General features: G+C 36.5%; 15 protein-coding genes. 2 read left to right on the top strand and 13 right to left on the bottom strand.

The window, feature by feature from the left end; all coding sequences use genetic code 11:
* Positions 1-560 precede the first annotated feature (560 nt).
* The 9 genes from GGQ92_RS05690 to GGQ92_RS05650 all read right to left on the bottom strand — a co-directional run bounded on the left by GGQ92_RS05690 (position 561) and on the right by GGQ92_RS05650 (position 10928).
* Entirely contained in the window at positions 561-1046 is a 486-nt protein-coding gene (locus tag GGQ92_RS05690) for a nucleoside deaminase (protein WP_184245509.1), read from the bottom strand.
* A gap of 138 nt (positions 1047-1184) precedes the next feature.
* The gene (locus GGQ92_RS05685; RefSeq protein WP_184245508.1) at positions 1185-1598 is read right to left on the bottom strand and encodes a carboxymuconolactone decarboxylase family protein; all 414 of its coding nucleotides are present in this window, start codon (positions 1596-1598) and stop codon (positions 1185-1187) included.
* A gap of 254 nt (positions 1599-1852) precedes the next feature.
* Entirely contained in the window at positions 1853-2848 is a 996-nt protein-coding gene (locus GGQ92_RS05680) for a nucleoside hydrolase (protein ID WP_184245506.1), read from the bottom strand.
* Positions 2849-2899: 51 nt separating this feature from the next.
* Positions 2900-3796, bottom strand: a complete 897-nt coding sequence (gene rbsK, locus GGQ92_RS05675; protein ID WP_184245504.1) for a ribokinase — start codon at positions 3794-3796, stop codon at positions 2900-2902.
* A gap of 14 nt (positions 3797-3810) precedes the next feature.
* Positions 3811-4785, bottom strand: a complete 975-nt coding sequence (locus tag GGQ92_RS05670; protein WP_184245502.1) for a LacI family DNA-binding transcriptional regulator — start codon at positions 4783-4785, stop codon at positions 3811-3813.
* Between the two features lie 165 nt (positions 4786-4950).
* The gene (locus GGQ92_RS05665; protein WP_184245500.1) at positions 4951-6174 is read right to left on the bottom strand and encodes a NupC/NupG family nucleoside CNT transporter; all 1224 of its coding nucleotides are present in this window, start codon (positions 6172-6174) and stop codon (positions 4951-4953) included.
* A 276-nt stretch (positions 6175-6450) separates the two neighbouring features.
* Positions 6451-7734 carry a glycosyltransferase family 2 protein gene (locus GGQ92_RS05660; RefSeq protein WP_184245498.1) on the bottom strand — a complete coding sequence of 428 codons (1284 nt, stop codon included), beginning with the start codon at positions 7732-7734 and terminating at the stop codon, positions 6451-6453.
* Positions 7735-7739: 5 nt separating this feature from the next.
* Positions 7740-9467 (bottom strand): DUF2334 domain-containing protein, encoded by a 1728-nt coding sequence (locus tag GGQ92_RS05655; protein WP_184245496.1) that lies wholly within the window; start codon positions 9465-9467, stop codon positions 7740-7742.
* A gap of 333 nt (positions 9468-9800) precedes the next feature.
* Positions 9801-10928 carry a glycoside hydrolase family 113 gene (locus GGQ92_RS05650; RefSeq protein WP_184245494.1) on the bottom strand — a complete coding sequence of 376 codons (1128 nt, stop codon included), beginning with the start codon at positions 10926-10928 and terminating at the stop codon, positions 9801-9803.
* Positions 10929-11405: 477 nt separating this feature from the next.
* Between GGQ92_RS05650 and GGQ92_RS05645 the strand changes: the two genes are divergently transcribed.
* Complete coding sequence (locus GGQ92_RS05645) at positions 11406-11918, top strand: DUF3231 family protein (RefSeq protein ID WP_184245492.1); 513 nt, start codon at positions 11406-11408, stop codon at positions 11916-11918.
* Between the two features lie 403 nt (positions 11919-12321).
* On the opposite strand, the gene GGQ92_RS05640 is transcribed toward GGQ92_RS05645, so the two are convergent.
* The 3 genes from GGQ92_RS05640 to GGQ92_RS05630 are packed head-to-tail and all read right to left on the bottom strand — an operon-like array spanning position 12322 to position 15079.
* A complete protein-coding gene (locus GGQ92_RS05640) occupies positions 12322-13509 on the bottom strand; it encodes an NAD(P)H-dependent oxidoreductase (protein WP_184245490.1) in 1188 nt (395 codons plus the stop codon).
* 26 nt (positions 13510-13535) lie between these two features.
* Positions 13536-14138 (bottom strand): NADPH-dependent FMN reductase, encoded by a 603-nt coding sequence (locus GGQ92_RS05635; protein ID WP_184245488.1) that lies wholly within the window; start codon positions 14136-14138, stop codon positions 13536-13538.
* Positions 14139-14155: 17 nt separating this feature from the next.
* A complete protein-coding gene (locus tag GGQ92_RS05630; RefSeq protein ID WP_184245487.1) occupies positions 14156-15079 on the bottom strand; it encodes an FAD:protein FMN transferase in 924 nt (307 codons plus the stop codon).
* 490 nt (positions 15080-15569) lie between these two features.
* Between GGQ92_RS05630 and GGQ92_RS05625 the strand changes: the two genes are divergently transcribed.
* Positions 15570-16367 carry a formate/nitrite transporter family protein gene (locus GGQ92_RS05625; RefSeq protein WP_184245485.1) on the top strand — a complete coding sequence of 266 codons (798 nt, stop codon included), beginning with the start codon at positions 15570-15572 and terminating at the stop codon, positions 16365-16367.
* Positions 16368-16498: 131 nt separating this feature from the next.
* Here the strand turns inward: GGQ92_RS05625 and GGQ92_RS05620 are convergent, their stop codons facing one another.
* Positions 16499-17710: a DUF418 domain-containing protein gene (locus GGQ92_RS05620; RefSeq protein ID WP_184245483.1), complete on the bottom strand. Its 1212-nt coding sequence runs from the start codon at positions 17708-17710 to the stop codon at positions 16499-16501.
* Between the last annotated feature and the right edge of the window lie 104 nt (positions 17711-17814).

Raw genomic sequence — 17814 nt, 5'->3', positions numbered from 1 at the left:
ACTCATTTGATCCACTTGATTCCTCTACTTAAAGCATTGTTTTGTAATGCTTTAAGTAGAGGAATCAAATATTATTACATTTCTTTTCCCTTTTGAGTAGTCCATGAATTGGGTTACGCTTAATTTTGAAGGATACTTATTAACATATGTATGGTTACACTTTTCATTCACATAATTCTCGTATAGTTTAATCGAAACCTCTATTCTATTTCCCATACATTATTTGTCTCTTAAACGTTGGAGCACACAATATCGTACATACTATTCTACGTTGTGGGTGCTCCTACTATTCTTATACTTCACTGGACCTGTCTCCTCTTTGGTGAGATTTTGTTATCGGGAAACCAGCATTATCTTACCATCCAGAGTCCATATCCATGGGTTTTCAAAAACCAAACGATAGCATCTTCACTAAACCTAGGTGCCACTCATTTTATTTACGGCGCTTCGTCTCTATCTTCTTTATTGGGATATTTTTTACTTTTACATATCATTAATCTCAGGAGTTAAACAGATTTTGAACTATCAAACCCATCGAAAAAATATTTAATAGCAAGTCGTTACTGATCCTTCGCATAAAATCCTAACTGGAGCTGTCGGACTTCTTCCGCTAATTCAGGTACAGGTCCTTCTACTACAGTATCCCGAATTACTTCTTGTATCGGGAGATTTCGTACACGTGAAGGCGCAACTCCCATTTCATTCATCCACTCTACCAATTGTTCTGATGAGCTCGCATAAACAATTCGTCCTAAACCAACCCAGCCATGAGCAGCAGCACACATTGGACAATGTTCACCAGAAGTGTAAACGGTAGCCTTACCTCTTTCCTCTGGAGTTAGATTTTCCGCTGCCCATCGAGCCAAAGCAAATTCAGGATGTTGCGTATAATCCCCACCCGCAACATGATTGTGATCCTCTGCAAGTACCTCCCCATCAGCTGAAACGAGCACCGAACCAAATGGCTCATCACCTTTTTCCAGAGCTATCTTTGCTAATTCTACACATCGTTTTAAATGCTTCATATCCACATTACTTATAGCCATAGAATCTCCCCTTTCTTTAATTTCTTTTCTTTATGTATCGACAGATGATAGACGCCTAGTTTTTAAGACAACTTATACAATGAAAGGCTCCTATCAAGTATATCCCTGATTAGAAGCCTTTTTACTGTATGTATCGTTCTACTCAACAGCAGACGTATCTACTGTGACACCTTGTTCTTTAAATATTTTCTGTGCCGCTTTTAGAGCATTTAGCACACTTGGGAATCCTACATATGGAATAAGGTGTACAATGCACCCAACAATCTCTTCTGGTTTAAGACCGACACTAAGACCAGTCTTAATATGCATTTCAATTTGTGGTTTCCCTTGCGCAACCAATGCAGTAATTGTTGTAAGAACCTTTTGTTTATTATCGATTCCAGGACGAGAATAAATATCCGCAAATGCAAATTCAACAACATATCTACTTAAATCAGGAGCGATGTCTTTAAATCCATCCCCAATATCCATGAAGCCTGTTGGATTATCATCTGGTGATGATGTAAGTTCCTGTATCTTGTCTATACCTTTTTGATAACGATCCTTCGCCATTATAAAATCTCCTCCTCTGTTTGTTGTCTAACTTGTTTATAATAGGAAAATCATAAGTATATTAACATTTCTACCATTCACGCTAATACAAACTAGTATATATCCTTTATATATAGAAGTAAAATGAATGATTTCTGAATATATTTATTTTTCTGTTAATAGGACAAAGCACAAAAAAACGAATAATGAACCAGTTTTAGTTGGTACATTATCCGGGTGGATTCTAATAGATTATGATTAACTATTGTACTGTATTATGAAAGGATATATTTTTTATACATCGTATAATATTCAGGGAAAACGAGTTGGAAGAAAGCTTTTTTAAATTCTACGTTATCAATCCCCATATACACTGTTGCGTTTTTAGCTTCTGTTTCATTCGGAGTAAACTGTACCACTGACTGTCCAGCACATATTCCTTCACATTCCATTTGTAAGTTCACACGCTCGAACACATCGTCTTCACTGCTTAAACTAGGATCAATTGCTAGCATAACTGCCACTAAATCGTGGACAATCACACCAGTGATACGTAGTGCATTCCAATATGTCTCCATATAATGATTGGACATCTCACCTAATAATGCTCCAAGCTCCCCACATTCTGTACGTAAAAAGAATAGGTCGTCTAAGTTAAAGCGAGTTTGTTGCGTAACATCTAAGCCAATCATGCTAATTTCCACTTCTTCTCCAATTTCATCATACGTCACTTTTGCAGCTTCTGGGTCCGCCCAATAATTAAATTCAGCTACTGGCGTACGGTTCCCATACCGAACACCGCCACCCATTGACCAAATCTTTTTCACTTTTTTCATTGTTTCTTTATCTTTTTGGATAGCTAATGCTATATTCGTAAGTGGTCCTAAAGCGATAATTTCTATTTCACCAGGATTCTCTTTAACAGTTTCCAAGATATAATCTACTGCATGAGTATCCGATTTTTTTGAAAAGTCAGGTGTGAGTTGAACCGTTCCTAACCCGCTTTCCCCATGCACTAATCCGTCTAACGTATATGTCTTGTTCTCATTTAAAAGCTTTAATGGCGCTTCTGCTCCCGGGTACACAAGACATTCAGCATCCATTAAATTCACGATACCTAGCGCATTGTTTACACAATTGTCTAGTCCGACGTTACCTGCAACTACTGTGATTCCTTGAACATCGAATCCCTCATATTTTAAAGCCGCGATTATCGCGTATGTGTCATCTATTCCTGGATCTGTATCGATTATAATTTTTCGTTTTTCCATGATGTCACCTCATCTATTAGATTTAATCTTCGTTGTAATGGAGGATATTTTTTAACCTACATTATTTATTTCCTCTAAGAATGCTTCTACTTCTTCTCTTGTTGGCATCCCACTTTGTGCACCAAACTTTTGAATCGAAAGTGCTGAAGCTGCGTTTGCAAAAACAATCGCTTGTTCCATTGTCTTTTGTTCGGAAAGTGCCGTACATAACGCTCCATTAAATGTATCGCCTGCACCCGTCGTATCTACCGGTGTCACGGTGTTAGCTGGTATTAATAATCTTTCGTTGTTAACACGATAGGAAACACCATGCTCTCCCTTTGTAATAATTAACTTATCATTTAGGTCATCACTCATATACTCAAGATTAAATAAGTGAGCAGCTTCTCCCTCATTAGGTGTGATATATGTCGCTTTATTCCAGTATTCTTCCGGTATCGTATTCGCTGGTGCAGGGTTTACGATAATCGGAACATTGTTTTCAGCACAGAAATCAAGGCAGTATAAAACGGTCTCTTGAGGGATTTCGAACTGAATGAGGACGAGATCACTTGCTAATATTTCATTTTTAAATTGCTTTACATACTCTGGAGACACTTCATTATTAGCCCCTGGAACATAAATGATTCGGTTGTCTTGATTCGATAGCAAAATATTTGCAACCCCAGTGTTCGTATGAGGAACCTTCCGTATCATTTTTGTCGAAATATTCTCTTTCTCTAATGTTTCCAGCATATCGGCTCCGTTTTTATCGGCTCCGACACAACCAATCATTTGAACATTCGCTCCGAGGCGAGCTGCCGCAACAGCTTGATTGGCTCCTTTTCCACCTGACTTTGTTTCAAACGTTTCCCCTTTTATCGTTTCTCCCTGCTCAGGAAGACGGTTTGTGACGGTTACTAAATCAACATTAATACTTCCAATTACTGTGATTGTAGGTTTTCTCATTCAACATTCCTCCTCTATCTCTTCGTTGTATTTCCTATAACTAAGTTGATTGGGAATTCATACAGATGTTTGTCTAATTCTTTCTTTTCAATCTGCTGGGATAATAAATCCACTGCTAAAGCACCCATTTCATAGATCGGTTGTTCAATAGTTGTTAAGGAAGGGATAAAGATTTTGCCCATTTCTATCCCATCAAAACCAACAATTTGTAAATCCTCTGGTATGTTTAATCCTAATCGGTGAGCAGCTTTTATGATTCCTAACGCTATTACGTCACTTCCTGCAAAGAAACCATCAATATTAGTTTGTTCTTGCAACAACTGATAGGCTGTTTCTTCCGCAACCTTTATATCAAAATCTGCCTCTACTACCACATGTTCAATATCCGCTTCTTGGACTACTTCTAAAAAGCCGTCCTTTCGGTCATTCGTTGTAGCTAACTCTCGAGGTCCCTGTATATGAACAACCTTTTGACACCCTACATCTATTAAATGTTTGGTTGCTTTTATCGCTCCATTCTTATTCTCTGCTGTTACAGTAGGAATTTCACTATTCACAATACGGTCTAATGCTACAAGTGGTATGTCAATATCCTTAAAGTCATCCGCTTCTGAACGATTCGTAGAAATGATAATCCCATCAATCCCTTTTTGTTGCAGAGAGCTTATATAATCGGCTTCTTTTTCTGTAGAGCCATCTGTATTACAAAGAATTACCGTATATCCGTAAGATCTTGCTCGGTCTTCAACGGTACGTGCTAAAGCCGGAAAAAAAGGGTTCGTAATATCGGGTACTATCAACCCAATCATACTCGATGTTTTTTTATATAATGTACGAGCAACTAGATTGGGTCGATATTTTAAATGCTCAATCGCTTCCCTAACGTTCCGCTTCGTCTCTTCACTAACTTGCCCTTTATTATTTAACACCCTTGATACGGTTGCTACGGAAACATTCGCATATTTTGCAACATCTCTAATTGTTACCATCTTCTATCACCTATAATTCATTATTTTTATCCGCTAAAAACGTTCTATATCAATTATTATATAATAGATTTATCAATTAGAGAGTTTTACTTTTATAGCTTCCTATTGTCGGAGCAAGTGTGTTCACTTTGCTACAACGCTTCAAAATAAATTCGTTCACTATGATTAAATGAACATCCCTGCAATCGCCGCGTTTAATAGAGAAACTAAACAACCACCTAACATTGCTCTAAATCCTAATTTGGAAACTTCAGCTCTACGATTTGGAGCAAGCGTGCTTATGGAGCCAATCTGAATGGCGATCGATCCAAGGTTCGCAAATCCAGCCAATGCGAAGCTTAATATAATCGTTGCTTTGTCAGATAGTGTATCAATGACTTCACCTAAATTTGCAAAAGCTACAAACTCATTAATAGCAATCTTTTGACCGATAAACTGTCCCGCAATAAATGCTTCTTCCCATGGAACACCGATTAAAAATGCGATTGGAGCAAGAATGACCCCAAATATTCCTTCTAACGTTAAATCAAAGCCGAACATTCCACCTACAGAACCGAGAATACCGTTAATCAGAGCGATAATAGCAACGAATGCTAATAGTGTCCCAGCTACTTCTATTGCCATTTTCAAACCTGTAGATGCTCCAGTTGCCGCGGCATCGATTACGTTTGCTGGTTTGTCTTCTTCTGCAGACTCAATCTTTGTACCTTTGCCTTCTTCAATTAGTTGTTCCCTTGCTTCTTTTGGAAGCGGTATAATTATTTTTGCAATTAATAACCCTGCTGGCGCAGACATAAATGTTGCTGCTAATAGATATTCAAGTGGAATTCCCATTAATGAATACCCAACAAGAACAGAACCAGATACTGATCCAAATCCTCCTACCATCATGGCAAATAACTCAGATTGGTGCATTTTCTTAATAAAAGGTTTTACAACAAGTGGTGCCTCTGTATGACTAACAAAAATATTTGCAGAAGCAGCTAATGATTCGATTTTCGTTGTTTTTAATAATTTTGACAGGAAACCACCAATAATGTTAATAAACCATTGCATAACCCCTAAATAATATAAAATCGAAATTAGGGAAGAGAAGAAAATAATTATCGTTAGTATTTCAAAAGCAAAAACAGCACCATCACCTACTAGGGGACCAAACATAAAGGAAATTCCTTCGTTTGCATAGTCCACTACTCTAGTGAAAATAGATGAAATCCATTCTAATACAGCTCGTCCAGCTGTAGACTTTAACGTAAGAAATGCAAAAATTATTTGAATGGCTAATGCGCCTAAAATTGTTCTTAAATATATTTGCTTTCTATCAAGACTGAAAAAATATGCAATCGCTAACACTGATACAATACCTAATATACCCCATAAAAAGTCCATGCTGTTCACCTCTTCTATAATGTTATCGGTTTGACAACTCTTAAAATTGTTCATTTACTGTAACGGGTTTCAGTAACGGGTTACAGTAACCGGTTACGCATATAATAGTCTATTTATCTGAAAACGTCAACAACGTTTGATTACTAAATAAGTAAGAAGTTTCGTAACCCTTGGTAGTACAGATAAAGGGTAATTTTTCCACAAGGAATAGGAAGTGGTTTTCCCGTGTATAACCACTTCCTATCTAGGTATTTTCACTATTTTTTATCGAATAACTTATGCCGAATTCCGTTTCCGTTCTAACTGTTTGAAGCGCTGTGTTTTATACCATGTTATTTCCTGTCTGAACAGCACACGCTTTATTTCTAAGTACGTGGCACGAACTACCAGGAACACCCACAACTGAGAGTAAGTAAAATACATCAATAACACAATTAAAAAGTTCTTAAGTGTAAGCTGCCTCTGTTCAATACTTAACGCTAAACAAATCTCCGTAACAAACAACAGAAAGCCTGTTATCAATAAAGCATACGATACTACTCCGATGGATAACTCTAAATCATGCACTAGATTCACTATAAATATTATATGAGAGATTAAGACACCACCAAAGAATAAAAGATAGGTGAATAAGAAATAAAAGATATCGATAATGACTTTTTTATTTTTTAACTTATGCATCTGAAATAGATACTTTAAAATAACGTAGATATTTCCTCTCGCCCATCTCGTTCTTTGACGCCACCAGACACGTATATTCTCTGGCTCCTGTTCCCACGTAATCGCCTCCGGGAAAAAGCGAATATAATAGCCAAGGTTATACACCCTAATACTTAATTCCGTGTCTTCCGATAATGCCTTTTCATCCCATCCTCCTAATTCCTCCAACACCCTTCTCCGTATTGCAAAATTAGTACCAGGAATCGTAGTCATTCGAAACCATAACCATCTTCCTGCTTGAGCTAACCATTGAAATGTTAAGGTTTCTATATTGATGAGTCGCGTTAGTAGATTTTTATTTGCATTCACGACACGGAATTTACCAACAATGGCTCCTGCTCTCCTATCTTTCATTAAGCCTATTGCAAGGTTCTTTATAGCGGAAGGCTCTGGAGTGTTGTCGGCATCATAAACAGCGATAATTTCACCAGTCGAATAGTTGAACCCTTGATTGAGCGCTCCTGATTTCCCCCTTCCGGCAAAAGGTGGTTTAGTATGAACAGCGTGAATATATGAATATGCCTTCGCATACTTATCTATAATCGAACCAGTTTGATCACTAGAATTATCATTTATAATCACTACTTCTAATTTATGTTTTGGATAATCTAATTGAATCATTGATTGAATTGTTTCCACAATAACCATTTCTTCATTATGAGCGGGTATAAGTATGCTTACAGTTGGATATTCCCCTTCCGGTAGGTTTAACCGATTTAACCTCCTTTTATAATTTTTATATTTCAATGAATGATAGTAACCACCTAACATAAGGAAGGCGTGGTAAAATAACATCGCCCAAATCAAGAGAAGTGATACATATATAAATAAATCCGCCATCCTTCTTACCCCTCTACTTGTTTATTTCTGCTATTTGATTGAATCGTGAAGAAAATAAATGAACTAACAGCCGCTCCACCGATAACGACTATAATCCATGCTAAATATTTAAAAAATTGACCTATATAATAAACAGGAGCATCTAAAGAAGAATAGACAACCTTTAACTGATTCAGTTCCTTAATGATTTTACCGTTTTCTGTATGAATGGATACATTATCGCCTTTAACCCATACATCCATTTCTTTTAAATCAATCCATGAAACATTCTCTAACTTCTCTATTTCTACCATTAATTTTTTAAACCCTTCTGCTCCTAAATAAGGATGATAGAATGCGGCAAACATGCCATCACGAACCATTCCAATTCTTTTTGTGCTATCTATCATCTTTTGTATCGAGTGCGGGTCTTCTGGCTGAACGTAACCCATTGTTTCTGGAAGTAACTGCATCCCATGATAAATGGATGGCGAAGTAATGTAAGGTGAGGTGTCCATAATCACCCAATCTTTATCACTTAGTTGAACTTGGCCTACGTACGTAGAGAATCGCTCTGACACAAGTTGATAACCGTATTGGGACATTGTATAGTGAGGGGCTTCAAAGGCTAGTGGGTACAATCCATATTTAGCTAATTCGTCAATGCCTTTATTTATTTTTGTAATAGTATACTCTTTCTCGTACTCTTGTAATTCGCTTATATATTTATCATATTCCGCTCTTGAGGAAAATTCTTGTTCATCCTTTAGATTGAGCTCTACATCTTCTGGAGCATAGATTGGTGAATTATTTTCTACATCCCAAAATTCAAATCCTTCACCCGTCTCTGATGATCTAAACTGATGTGTATAACCATGGAGAACAATACTTCCCCCATCCCGTTGAATTTGCTTTAATACTTTTATTAGTTCAGGGGAATCAGCAAACGTTGTTCTCTTACCAGTACTCTCATTCGTATAAATCGGTATGACCGCCACCATATACGGTATATCCTTTTCTTTTAAAACACTGGCTATTTCCTTAAGTGGCTTAGGGTCTACTAAAGGATGAACATCTTCCAACCTAATGTAGCCAGTATACTTATGCTCGTGGTCAGCTTGAAACACATCATGAAGCATCTCAGCAAAAAGGATGGATTGCTGTGAATCCAATGTATCAAAAGCGTAATAATAATTGCTATCCTGTTTGACCATTATGGGATAATCTATATCCTCATTTTTCATTCGACCCTTAATTAAAATCTCTGAATCCTCGCTAGATTGTATTTCAATAACATACAATTTCGAAATATCCAACGATGCTTCTTCATTTGCTAAAGAAATCTGATCAACAGTTACTTCATGATTTGGTTCGATAAATGCAAATTGGTCCCCGAGTCTTTCAGCATTATAACCAACTGCTACGAGTGTTCCCTCAAACTCGTCAAATAATGTTTCAAATTTAGCAGGGAGTTCCGTTGCAAATTGACCATAATAAAAGATATGTGTTACAGAGCGCAAGTCTCTCTTCGTTACTTCATCACTACTAACAAACCGAATATTTTGCGTGAAATGACCGATTAATAAATCTAAATAACGCTGGTTATCATTTATTTCCCCGTCCTCGGTTGTATAAATGACTAGTACATTTGGGTCTTCTTCCTTTGCTGTTACCGTCGAAAAATTTGTTAGTATCATAAAAAGTGTTGCAAAAACAATCATAGGTATTTTTATTCTCGTAATTCCCGCTTTCATCTTCATACTCCTTCGCTATAATTTTTAAGCGATTTTTTATCTATTATTTTTTACAAATGATATAGATTTCTCCCTCCCTTTCAATAATGGTTACAAACCTAGAAGATAAAGGATTTTCCTCTTCGCAACATGCACTCTGCAGTAAATAAACGTAATTTCATCCTCATTTCGCACGTTCAGGTGTCTTATAAACTATATGAAAGAAGGGTGAATATAATGACGCAAGACTTTTAAATTAGATTAAAAAAACAAGCAAAATCACTTTAGAATAGTGGTTTTAGCCTGTTTTATAAAAATTGATAAAATTTTGCATACTATAAACTCGATAATGGATTATTCTTCACCTGAAAGATAATGACTCTTAATTAGCCCCTCTGTCGGTAGTGTAAGCGGAGAGTAACTAATCTCATCAGGGTCTTGATCAAGTGCGATTACCCACCAATATATTCCGTCTACTTTTGGCTTCCACATATTAAATGTTGCTTCATAATAATTAATTTGAGCTTGAGTATCATACGTCCCGTTAGGAAAGCTCCATACATAAGGAGTTCTGTACGCACCTGTTATAGGGAGAATTCCAACTTCCGTAACGATGATGGATTTATCCCATAATGACTCTTGTAGGTTGCTTAACTGCTTTCTCCATTCCTCCTCCAACATTTCTGTCGAAGCATTATCTGGTACGTTTAATGGAAAATAAGCATCAATCCCTACATGATCAAGTAAATGAACAAACTCAATAGATGGAATCCCCGAGACCGTATCGTAGTTAAATGAATAGATTAATTCTCCGCTATAAACATCACGAATACTTTCAATCAACGCTTTCCAGCGATTTTGATACTTATTTTGCAAAGAGGATAATTCCGTACCTATGTTTAGCGATTTAGTATTAGTTGATTCGGCTAATTTAGCATAAGAAAGGATCAATGCCTCGTAGCTATCGAACCATTGATCTGGGTTTTTCGGTTCGATTTGTCCTCTCCATCTATTTGTAGATAAGAAGGCTTGCTCATCCATAATTGGCCTAATCATGACGCTTAAGCCGGAGTCATGTGCCATTTCTATTAACTTCCGTAGTTCTTTCATCGTCGGTGTATCAACTTGATCTGTTGACACCTCACTCGCTTGCCAATCCGTTTGAAAAAAGGGGAAATTTAGTGCAATACTGTTAATACCCAAGCTACGTAAGTGTTCAAATACTTTCTTAGCCTCCTTCATATTCGGATGGCCATAAATGAGGATATTCATGCCTGCTTGAAACTTGTCACTAGAATATTTCGAACGCATTTTCATAATCTTTTGATTTCCTTCGATTTCTACCATTGGCGCAAACCCCATTTCATCTATATTCGTTGACGAAGCTTCTCCTAGCCCTAAAAATGTATCTCTATTCAAGAAGAGGAGGATTAAAAGTAGTACAGTAAGTATAGAAAAAGTTATTACTTTCCGACTTTTCATGCATTATATTCCTCCTGAGTATCTTTATTTACTACATTTTAGCTACTACTATAAATTTAAATAAACGACCAATCTCTAACTGTAATTTGGTTTTTATGTATTAACGACAGACTTTGAAATAATTAGGAGGATTGAGGATCATTATCTTAAATTCGTTTTACGATAAACATCCATGCCATGCAGATAAACCATTCTTTTTACAATATGCTAAATTTAGCTAATTCATTTCACATTCATACATTTTTATTTAAATTTTTATGAAACTTACGACCTTAGTGCTAGTTTATATAGATACAAAACAGAACTCATTCTAGACACGTAAAACTTATAGTGAACTGGTGACAACTATATACCGACTATTATCGCTAATCTCCTACTTCATTATTTTTTATGTATTATAAATCCAAATGTGGAGAATCATAAGATAGGACAATTAAAAAGGGTGACACAATGAAAAATTTTATGAGGAGGATTACAATGGGAATTTTAAGTGGAAATCCAACAGATGAGCCTATGCATTATGGAGAAGTATTTAGTACTTGGTCGTTTTTACTAGCTTCTAAAGGTGCGATTGCAGGTTATCAAACGCATAAAAACCATACTGGTGACGAAGACTTGAGAAAATTACTTGAAGAAGCAATCCAAGGTGCGAAAGAAGAAGTCAAACAAATCGAAACTTTGTTAAAAGCTAATGGAGTTGGACTGCCTCCAACACCACCTGAACGTCCTGACGCTAGCCTCGAAGATATCCCAGCTGGCGCAAGGTTTGGTGATCCAGAAATATCAGCAACACTTTCTGCTAAGATTTCAGCCGGATTAGTTGCATGTAGCACAGTGATGGGGCAATCTATCCGTGAAGACATTGCAATGATGTTTGGTCAATTCCATATGCAAAAAGCAGCACTTGGAGCTAAAGCGTTACGTTTAAGCAAAGAAAAAGGATGGTTAGTTCCACCTCCTTTGCATCATTTTAAAGCAGACGATAATTAAATTTAAGTTATGTTATATAAGGTTGGGACATAACTCAGTTTAAAATCATCAGAGACGAAATAAAATACTGATATATTAATTATGTAGTCAAAACACGAGACTCCTGCAGGAAAAGCAACAGCTGAGGGATTACAGGATGTAATTCAGTTCGGTGTTGCAACAGGACGTTGCACTATTAGCCGAACATCCTATACGTTTTCATCTGAACTTTTGTAATTAGTTGAAGCGTTGCCTGCGGAAAGCGAAGTGTTTTAGCGAAGTAATTTATAAAAAAGCGTAGATACCGAACGATTTCTAACGAATCGTTCGGTATCTACTATGATAAAATACTCTATCTTTTCATTTCAGAGCTGTTGCTAAAAAGAAAAACTCCTCAAATTTGAGAAGTTCTCCATTATTAAACTTATCCTTTTATAGATGCACCGCTAACAGCATCTGCCTTTTCTGCTCCATTATCCGTGCTAGTTACAGTGTCCCCTGCTCCTACTAGCTTTTGACCAGTTTGTTGTAAATACCAATCAATATGAGGTTTTAAATCAACAACATACTCATTAATCCCTGCATAATTACCATCATTATCATGCATTGCTTGATACGTATGGACCACATATTTATCTGGACCGTGTGTAGGTACATGAACTCGAACAGCATCTGTTTCGCCAGAGCGTAATTGTTGGATCACCCACTCAACATTCTTTAAGGCTGCGTCTGGGTGGCAAATTGCTAAAGGATTACCTACTTGGCCAGGTGTACGAGACGCTAACATCTCTTCCGCTGGTAATGTATGATTGTAGTAGATAAATTGGTTATTATTATCCGCATATGTTAACTCCATTGGCATAGAAGCTAAGAAATAATTGATTTGATCTACAGTTAATAGACCACGGTTTAACTTCACATACGTATTGCCTTCTACTGCACCAACTGCTTCTGCCGCTTGTTCCAACCAGTCATCAGCATTCATATCTACGCCTTCTACTGTTGTATCAATTTTCCCAGTTGCATATAAATCTTCTGGCGGAGCAGGTTCCTTTTTAGGTCCCTCTAACACTGCCACTACGTTAACAAATCGAACGAACTTTTCTAAACATTCTCTTAAAAATTCAACGGTTCCTTTATCTTTTAAGTTCCCATATTCATCAAAAGCTTCTTTCACTTTTCCTAGTAAAAATTCATTTCCTGGCATGACAATCGCATTAACGCCCGGAGCATCTAAAATTTGGCGTAAATGTAGCTGTGCTCGAGAAGAACCTTGATCAAAATAAGAAGCACCAACGATCATTACTGGTTTATTTTCTAAAGAATGAATGTTAAAAGATAACCACTCAAGTAAGCTTTTTAATCCAGCTGGTATCGTATGGTTATGTTCTGGCGTCGCGATAATAACACCATCTGCAGACAAAATTTTTCTGTGTATTCGTTGAATCACTTCACTGTTTGTTTGATCATCACTTTGATTGAATAAAGGGACATCTTTAATTTCGATTAATTCTAATTCAAATAAAGATTTATAATGTTTTTTTATAAATTGTAATAATTTTCGGTTATAAGACACATCTGCATTAGATCCCACAATTCCGACTAATTTCATTCTATCCAACTCCATTCTGTTTGTAGTTATTCCCAAGAAAAGTTAGCTGCTTCTCTTTTATTGAATTCATGTACTTCTGTTAATTGATTTACCATTTCTACAAAAGCTAAGAAATCTTCGAACAATCCTTCAAGTTTTTCCACTTGTGTTTGGTCTTTTAAATGATTCTCTTCATCAAAGGCTTGTAATGAATAACTTAATAAAAATTCAGAGCTTGGCATAATACGTGCCTTTAATTCAGGAGCATCTAATATTTGACGCAAATGTAGCTGTGCTCGTGAAGATCCTAATGTTCCATAAGAAGCTCCTGTAATCATGACTGGCTTGTCAACAAAAGGATAAATACCGTAAGAGAGCCAGTTTAGTGCATTTATTAACGATGCGGGTACAGCATGGTCATATTCTGGTGTACTAATAATGACCCCATCTGCGGCTTCTATTTTATTTGCAATAGTCTCCACAATTTCTGGTAGCTTTCGATCTTCCGGCTTATTAAACAATGGGATATCTCTAATTTCCTGAATTTCTATATCTGCTTGCTTAGAAAAATGTCTCTGTATAAATTGTAATAACTGACGATTTGTAGATTGATCTGAATTTGTCCCTACAATGGCAAGTAGTTTTTTCATGTTTACATCCCTCCAATTTATTCTTTGAACATGTAATGGGTATGACGAATTTTCTCGTCTTTTGTTATGACTAATCCTTCCATTCCTTCTAATTGATTTAATGTATCGATAATTTCATCTGTTGACTTTCCAAATAATCGAGTCGTCCATATTTCCCCGTCTAATGATTGATTAGACCTGATAGTCAAACTGACAACATCGGTAGTAATTGGATAACCTGTATGAGGATCCAAAATATGATGATAAGTTTCCCCTTCGGTTTCAAGCGTTCTTTCATAAATACCTGACGTTACAACCGATTGATTATTAATTTTCAACATTGCTAGATGGTTCTGTCTTGGCAACGTCGGATTTTGAATTCCTATGTTCCAGTATCTTTTTACAGAATTTTGAAAAGGTCCAAGTGCGACTATATTTCCTCCTAAATTAATTAGTGCTGACGCTACGTTTATGTTCATTAAATATTCCTTCACCAAATCCGCAATATAGCCTTTTGCTAAAGAACCTAAGTCGATGGCCATTCCTTTTTCCTTTAAAAATACAGTTTGTTTCTCGTCATCTAAACTAATATTTTCCGGGTTTGTCTTTTTCAGCATTGTTTTGATTGTATCGTCTGGTGGAACGTTTGCGTCATCGAATCCTATGCGCCAAGACTGAACTAACGGACCGATAGCGATGTTTAAATTACTTGCTAAATTACAACTATGTTGTTTCCCAATTTTTATTAGATGATATAATTGCGGATGAACCGCTACAGGCCTTATTCCAGCATTCTTATTAACAGCCATTAATTCAGAGCTGGAATCATTGGCACTAAAGCGTTGTTCATATTCTTTAAGCTGATGGGTTACCTCCTCCATAATCGTCTCTGGAGATTCATGTTCAATGATCAAGTCGATGATGGTCCCCATTAATCGAACACTTTTTGATTTTTGCTTCATTTTAGCCATCTCCTTGCCAAGACCCTATACGTGGATTCTTACACTGGTGAGTTACATAATGTGAAATATTGAGCATATTAGCGTAACATCTTTGAAAAAAGAGACTCTCTAGCTTTTCTTTGATATTTTGATCTTCCAATTGTTAATTTGTGAAACATTTCACATTACTTACACTTTTAGTATACTATCCACTTACTATTAAGTCAATAGACTTATGCACATTATATAAATAGTCATAAAAAGATGATTGCATGCCAAGTTAGTTGCTTCTAAGAGAAACGTTAAGCTGCTTTCCATTCTCCTTAAAAAGGAATTCTCTCTTTAAATCCACTTGACTATAGAGGATAATCAATTATAATGAACGTTATATAAGTTTGTGAATTAATGAGCATTAGGTGTTACACCTTACTAGATTGAATGATTACTAGGAATACGAAGATTTACAATTTAATAGGCTTGTTCAATAATAAAACGAAAAGGGAAGATGCTTATGGATTATGTAAAACCGAATCAAGTAGTCGATTCACTTGCAGCAGCTGGAGTAGCCAAATCAAGATTGTCCATTAGCAATATTTTAATAAAAGCTATATTAGCTGGCGTGTTTTTAGGATATGCGACCACCTTAGCCTTTTCGGCCTCCGTTCAAACTGGATTAGATATCGTCGGCGCCGTCCTTTTCCCGGCAGGTTTTGTTATGGTCCTATTATTGAATTTAGAATTGGTAACAGGTGCATTTGCTGTCTTACCTCTTTCAAGATTTCGCAAGCAAATTACGACCACAGCAGTTGCGTATAACCTTACATGGTCGTTTATAGGTAACCTAGTCGGCGGTATCATTTATGCAGCATTATACGTCATTTATATTACCCATTTCGGCCATGTTGATGAGTCGCTTATCATTCAAAAAGTTATTACCGTTGCAGAGAGCAAGACATTAGACTATAAAGCATACGGCATGGATGGAATGAGTGTCGTACTTGTAAAAGCGCTGCTTTGTAACTTCATGGTTGCCTTAGGTGTCGTGATGAATGCTACATCTACCTCCACTATCGGCAAAATCGCTGCTATGTGGTTGCCCATCATGATATTCTTCGCTCAAGGCTTTGAACACGCAGTCGTTAATATGTTCGTCATCCCAGCTGGAATGATGCTCGGAGCAGATATTAGCATGGCTGATTGGTGGATTTGGAACCAAATCCCCGTTACCGTCGGGAATTTTATCAGTGGATGTATCTTTGTAGGGCTTGCACTTCATGTTGTGTCAAGGAATAATAAGAAGAAAAACTAAACGCTAAATTATATCCGATAAAAACAATAAAAAGGTAACAAGACTTTCCTGTTACCTTTTAAACATAGATCCGTTTAGGAGTGACGTTATCTACGTGCCTGTCACTCTTACGCTTTATTCTGCAGAATCACTTAAGCTGCTGCCTTCTCTTTTCTATATTTTACTTTGGCTCTGCCTGAAAAGGTTAAATACGTCCAGATTCTACTCATTTTTTCAAATGGCCCGGAACGGAAATACTTTAAATATAGCGTGCTGCAAAGAACTTGGAAACCAAATACCGCAATTCCTAAAAGTATTCCCCATGTCACGCCAAGCTGTCCAAACAATCCTAAACCGTATCCGTAAAAGATTGTTGTACAAATGACCGTCTGTAACAAGTAATTGGTCATCGATAGTTTCCCAACATTCTCGAAAATTTTAATAAAAGTTACAGTTGAAGCTTTCGTATATAGAAGTGCAAAAAGCGAGATATAACCGAGTGACAGAAGTGTTCCACCCATCGAGATAGAAATTTGCGTCCAGTTTACTTCTGGGAAAAAGAAATATGTTGTTTGTAGAAAAAGACCTACTGGGATTAATAGAATAGAACCAAATAGATAACGTTTCTTTTCTTTTTTCGGATTTAAAAACAATTTCACCTTTGCTGCGTACATACCGAATAAGAACATTGGCGCAGAAAAAATTGGCGCAACTAAAACCATCGCTAATAATACAAGTCCATCTTCCTCTATAGGAACTTCATTATTTCGAAAATTCATAATCTCCGAATAGGTCCCACTCTCATAAATATCTATCGACCTTTCTATATAAGGCATTAATGTTTCTGGATCTATAACATCCTCCTCCGCTCCATCGACTTCTACAAAACTACCCAAAATAACAAAAAATTGCATGATACCAAACAAAACAAGACCCCATACGAGTATCGTAGTTTTTTTGCGTTTAAGAAACAATAGTAAGAAAAAGCTCATCAATCCATAGAAAAATAAGATATCACCTTCCCATAGAAACGTACTATGTACAATACCAATCGCAATTAAAAATAACGCTCTCCTAGCAACGTGTCGCTTTACCTTTAATTTTCTACGCTCTAAACTTTCCTTCATCATTATTAGCGAGTAACCAAATAGAAATGTGAAAATCGGCATGAAACTTCCTTCTATAGCAATTTTAATAACTCCATACATTACCTGATCAACACTTGATAGGGAGAAAAACTCTATTTCATCCTTTCCCCATAAACCATATTGAAAGATTAATAAGTTCGCAAGTAAAATTCCAAATAAGCTAAACCCTCGAATTCCATCAATTGAGTTAACTCTGTTAGTAGTCGTGTTATTCATCTGTCATCCCCCATTTATCTAATCTAAGGATAAGTATAGGGTTCTAAGTTGAACGTTAAGAAAACATAACCTTACCAATACCTTAATTTTGACCCAAATCTGTT

This window comes from Gracilibacillus halotolerans (genome assembly GCF_014206945.1).
Classification (GTDB): domain Bacteria; phylum Bacillota; class Bacilli; order Bacillales; family Amphibacillaceae; genus Gracilibacillus; species Gracilibacillus halotolerans.
This window is presented reverse-complemented; position numbering and strand designations above follow the sequence as displayed.

What these genes read in the sequence shown, in the direction of transcription:
- GGQ92_RS05690 (WP_184245509.1), bottom strand. Translation starts at nt 1,046, where the DNA reads ATGGCTATAAGTAATGTGGATATGAAGCATTTAAAACGATGTGTAGAA.
- GGQ92_RS05685 (WP_184245508.1), bottom strand. Translation starts at nt 1,598, where the DNA reads ATGGCGAAGGATCGTTATCAAAAAGGTATAGACAAGATACAGGAACTT.
- GGQ92_RS05680 (WP_184245506.1), bottom strand. Translation starts at nt 2,848, where the DNA reads ATGGAAAAACGAAAAATTATAATCGATACAGATCCAGGAATAGATGAC.
- rbsK (WP_184245504.1), bottom strand. Translation starts at nt 3,796, where the DNA reads ATGAGAAAACCTACAATCACAGTAATTGGAAGTATTAATGTTGATTTA.
- GGQ92_RS05670 (WP_184245502.1), bottom strand. Translation starts at nt 4,785, where the DNA reads ATGGTAACAATTAGAGATGTTGCAAAATATGCGAATGTTTCCGTAGCA.
- GGQ92_RS05665 (WP_184245500.1), bottom strand. Translation starts at nt 6,174, where the DNA reads ATGGACTTTTTATGGGGTATATTAGGTATTGTATCAGTGTTAGCGATT.
- GGQ92_RS05660 (WP_184245498.1), bottom strand. Translation starts at nt 7,734, where the DNA reads ATGGCGGATTTATTTATATATGTATCACTTCTCTTGATTTGGGCGATG.
- GGQ92_RS05655 (WP_184245496.1), bottom strand. Translation starts at nt 9,467, where the DNA reads ATGAAAGCGGGAATTACGAGAATAAAAATACCTATGATTGTTTTTGCA.
- GGQ92_RS05650 (WP_184245494.1), bottom strand. Translation starts at nt 10,928, where the DNA reads ATGAAAAGTCGGAAAGTAATAACTTTTTCTATACTTACTGTACTACTT.
- GGQ92_RS05645 (WP_184245492.1), top strand. Translation starts at nt 11,406, where the DNA reads ATGGGAATTTTAAGTGGAAATCCAACAGATGAGCCTATGCATTATGGA.
- GGQ92_RS05640 (WP_184245490.1), bottom strand. Translation starts at nt 13,509, where the DNA reads ATGAAATTAGTCGGAATTGTGGGATCTAATGCAGATGTGTCTTATAAC.
- GGQ92_RS05635 (WP_184245488.1), bottom strand. Translation starts at nt 14,138, where the DNA reads ATGAAAAAACTACTTGCCATTGTAGGGACAAATTCAGATCAATCTACA.
- GGQ92_RS05630 (WP_184245487.1), bottom strand. Translation starts at nt 15,079, where the DNA reads ATGAAGCAAAAATCAAAAAGTGTTCGATTAATGGGGACCATCATCGAC.
- GGQ92_RS05625 (WP_184245485.1), top strand. Translation starts at nt 15,570, where the DNA reads ATGGATTATGTAAAACCGAATCAAGTAGTCGATTCACTTGCAGCAGCT.
- GGQ92_RS05620 (WP_184245483.1), bottom strand. Translation starts at nt 17,710, where the DNA reads ATGAATAACACGACTACTAACAGAGTTAACTCAATTGATGGAATTCGA.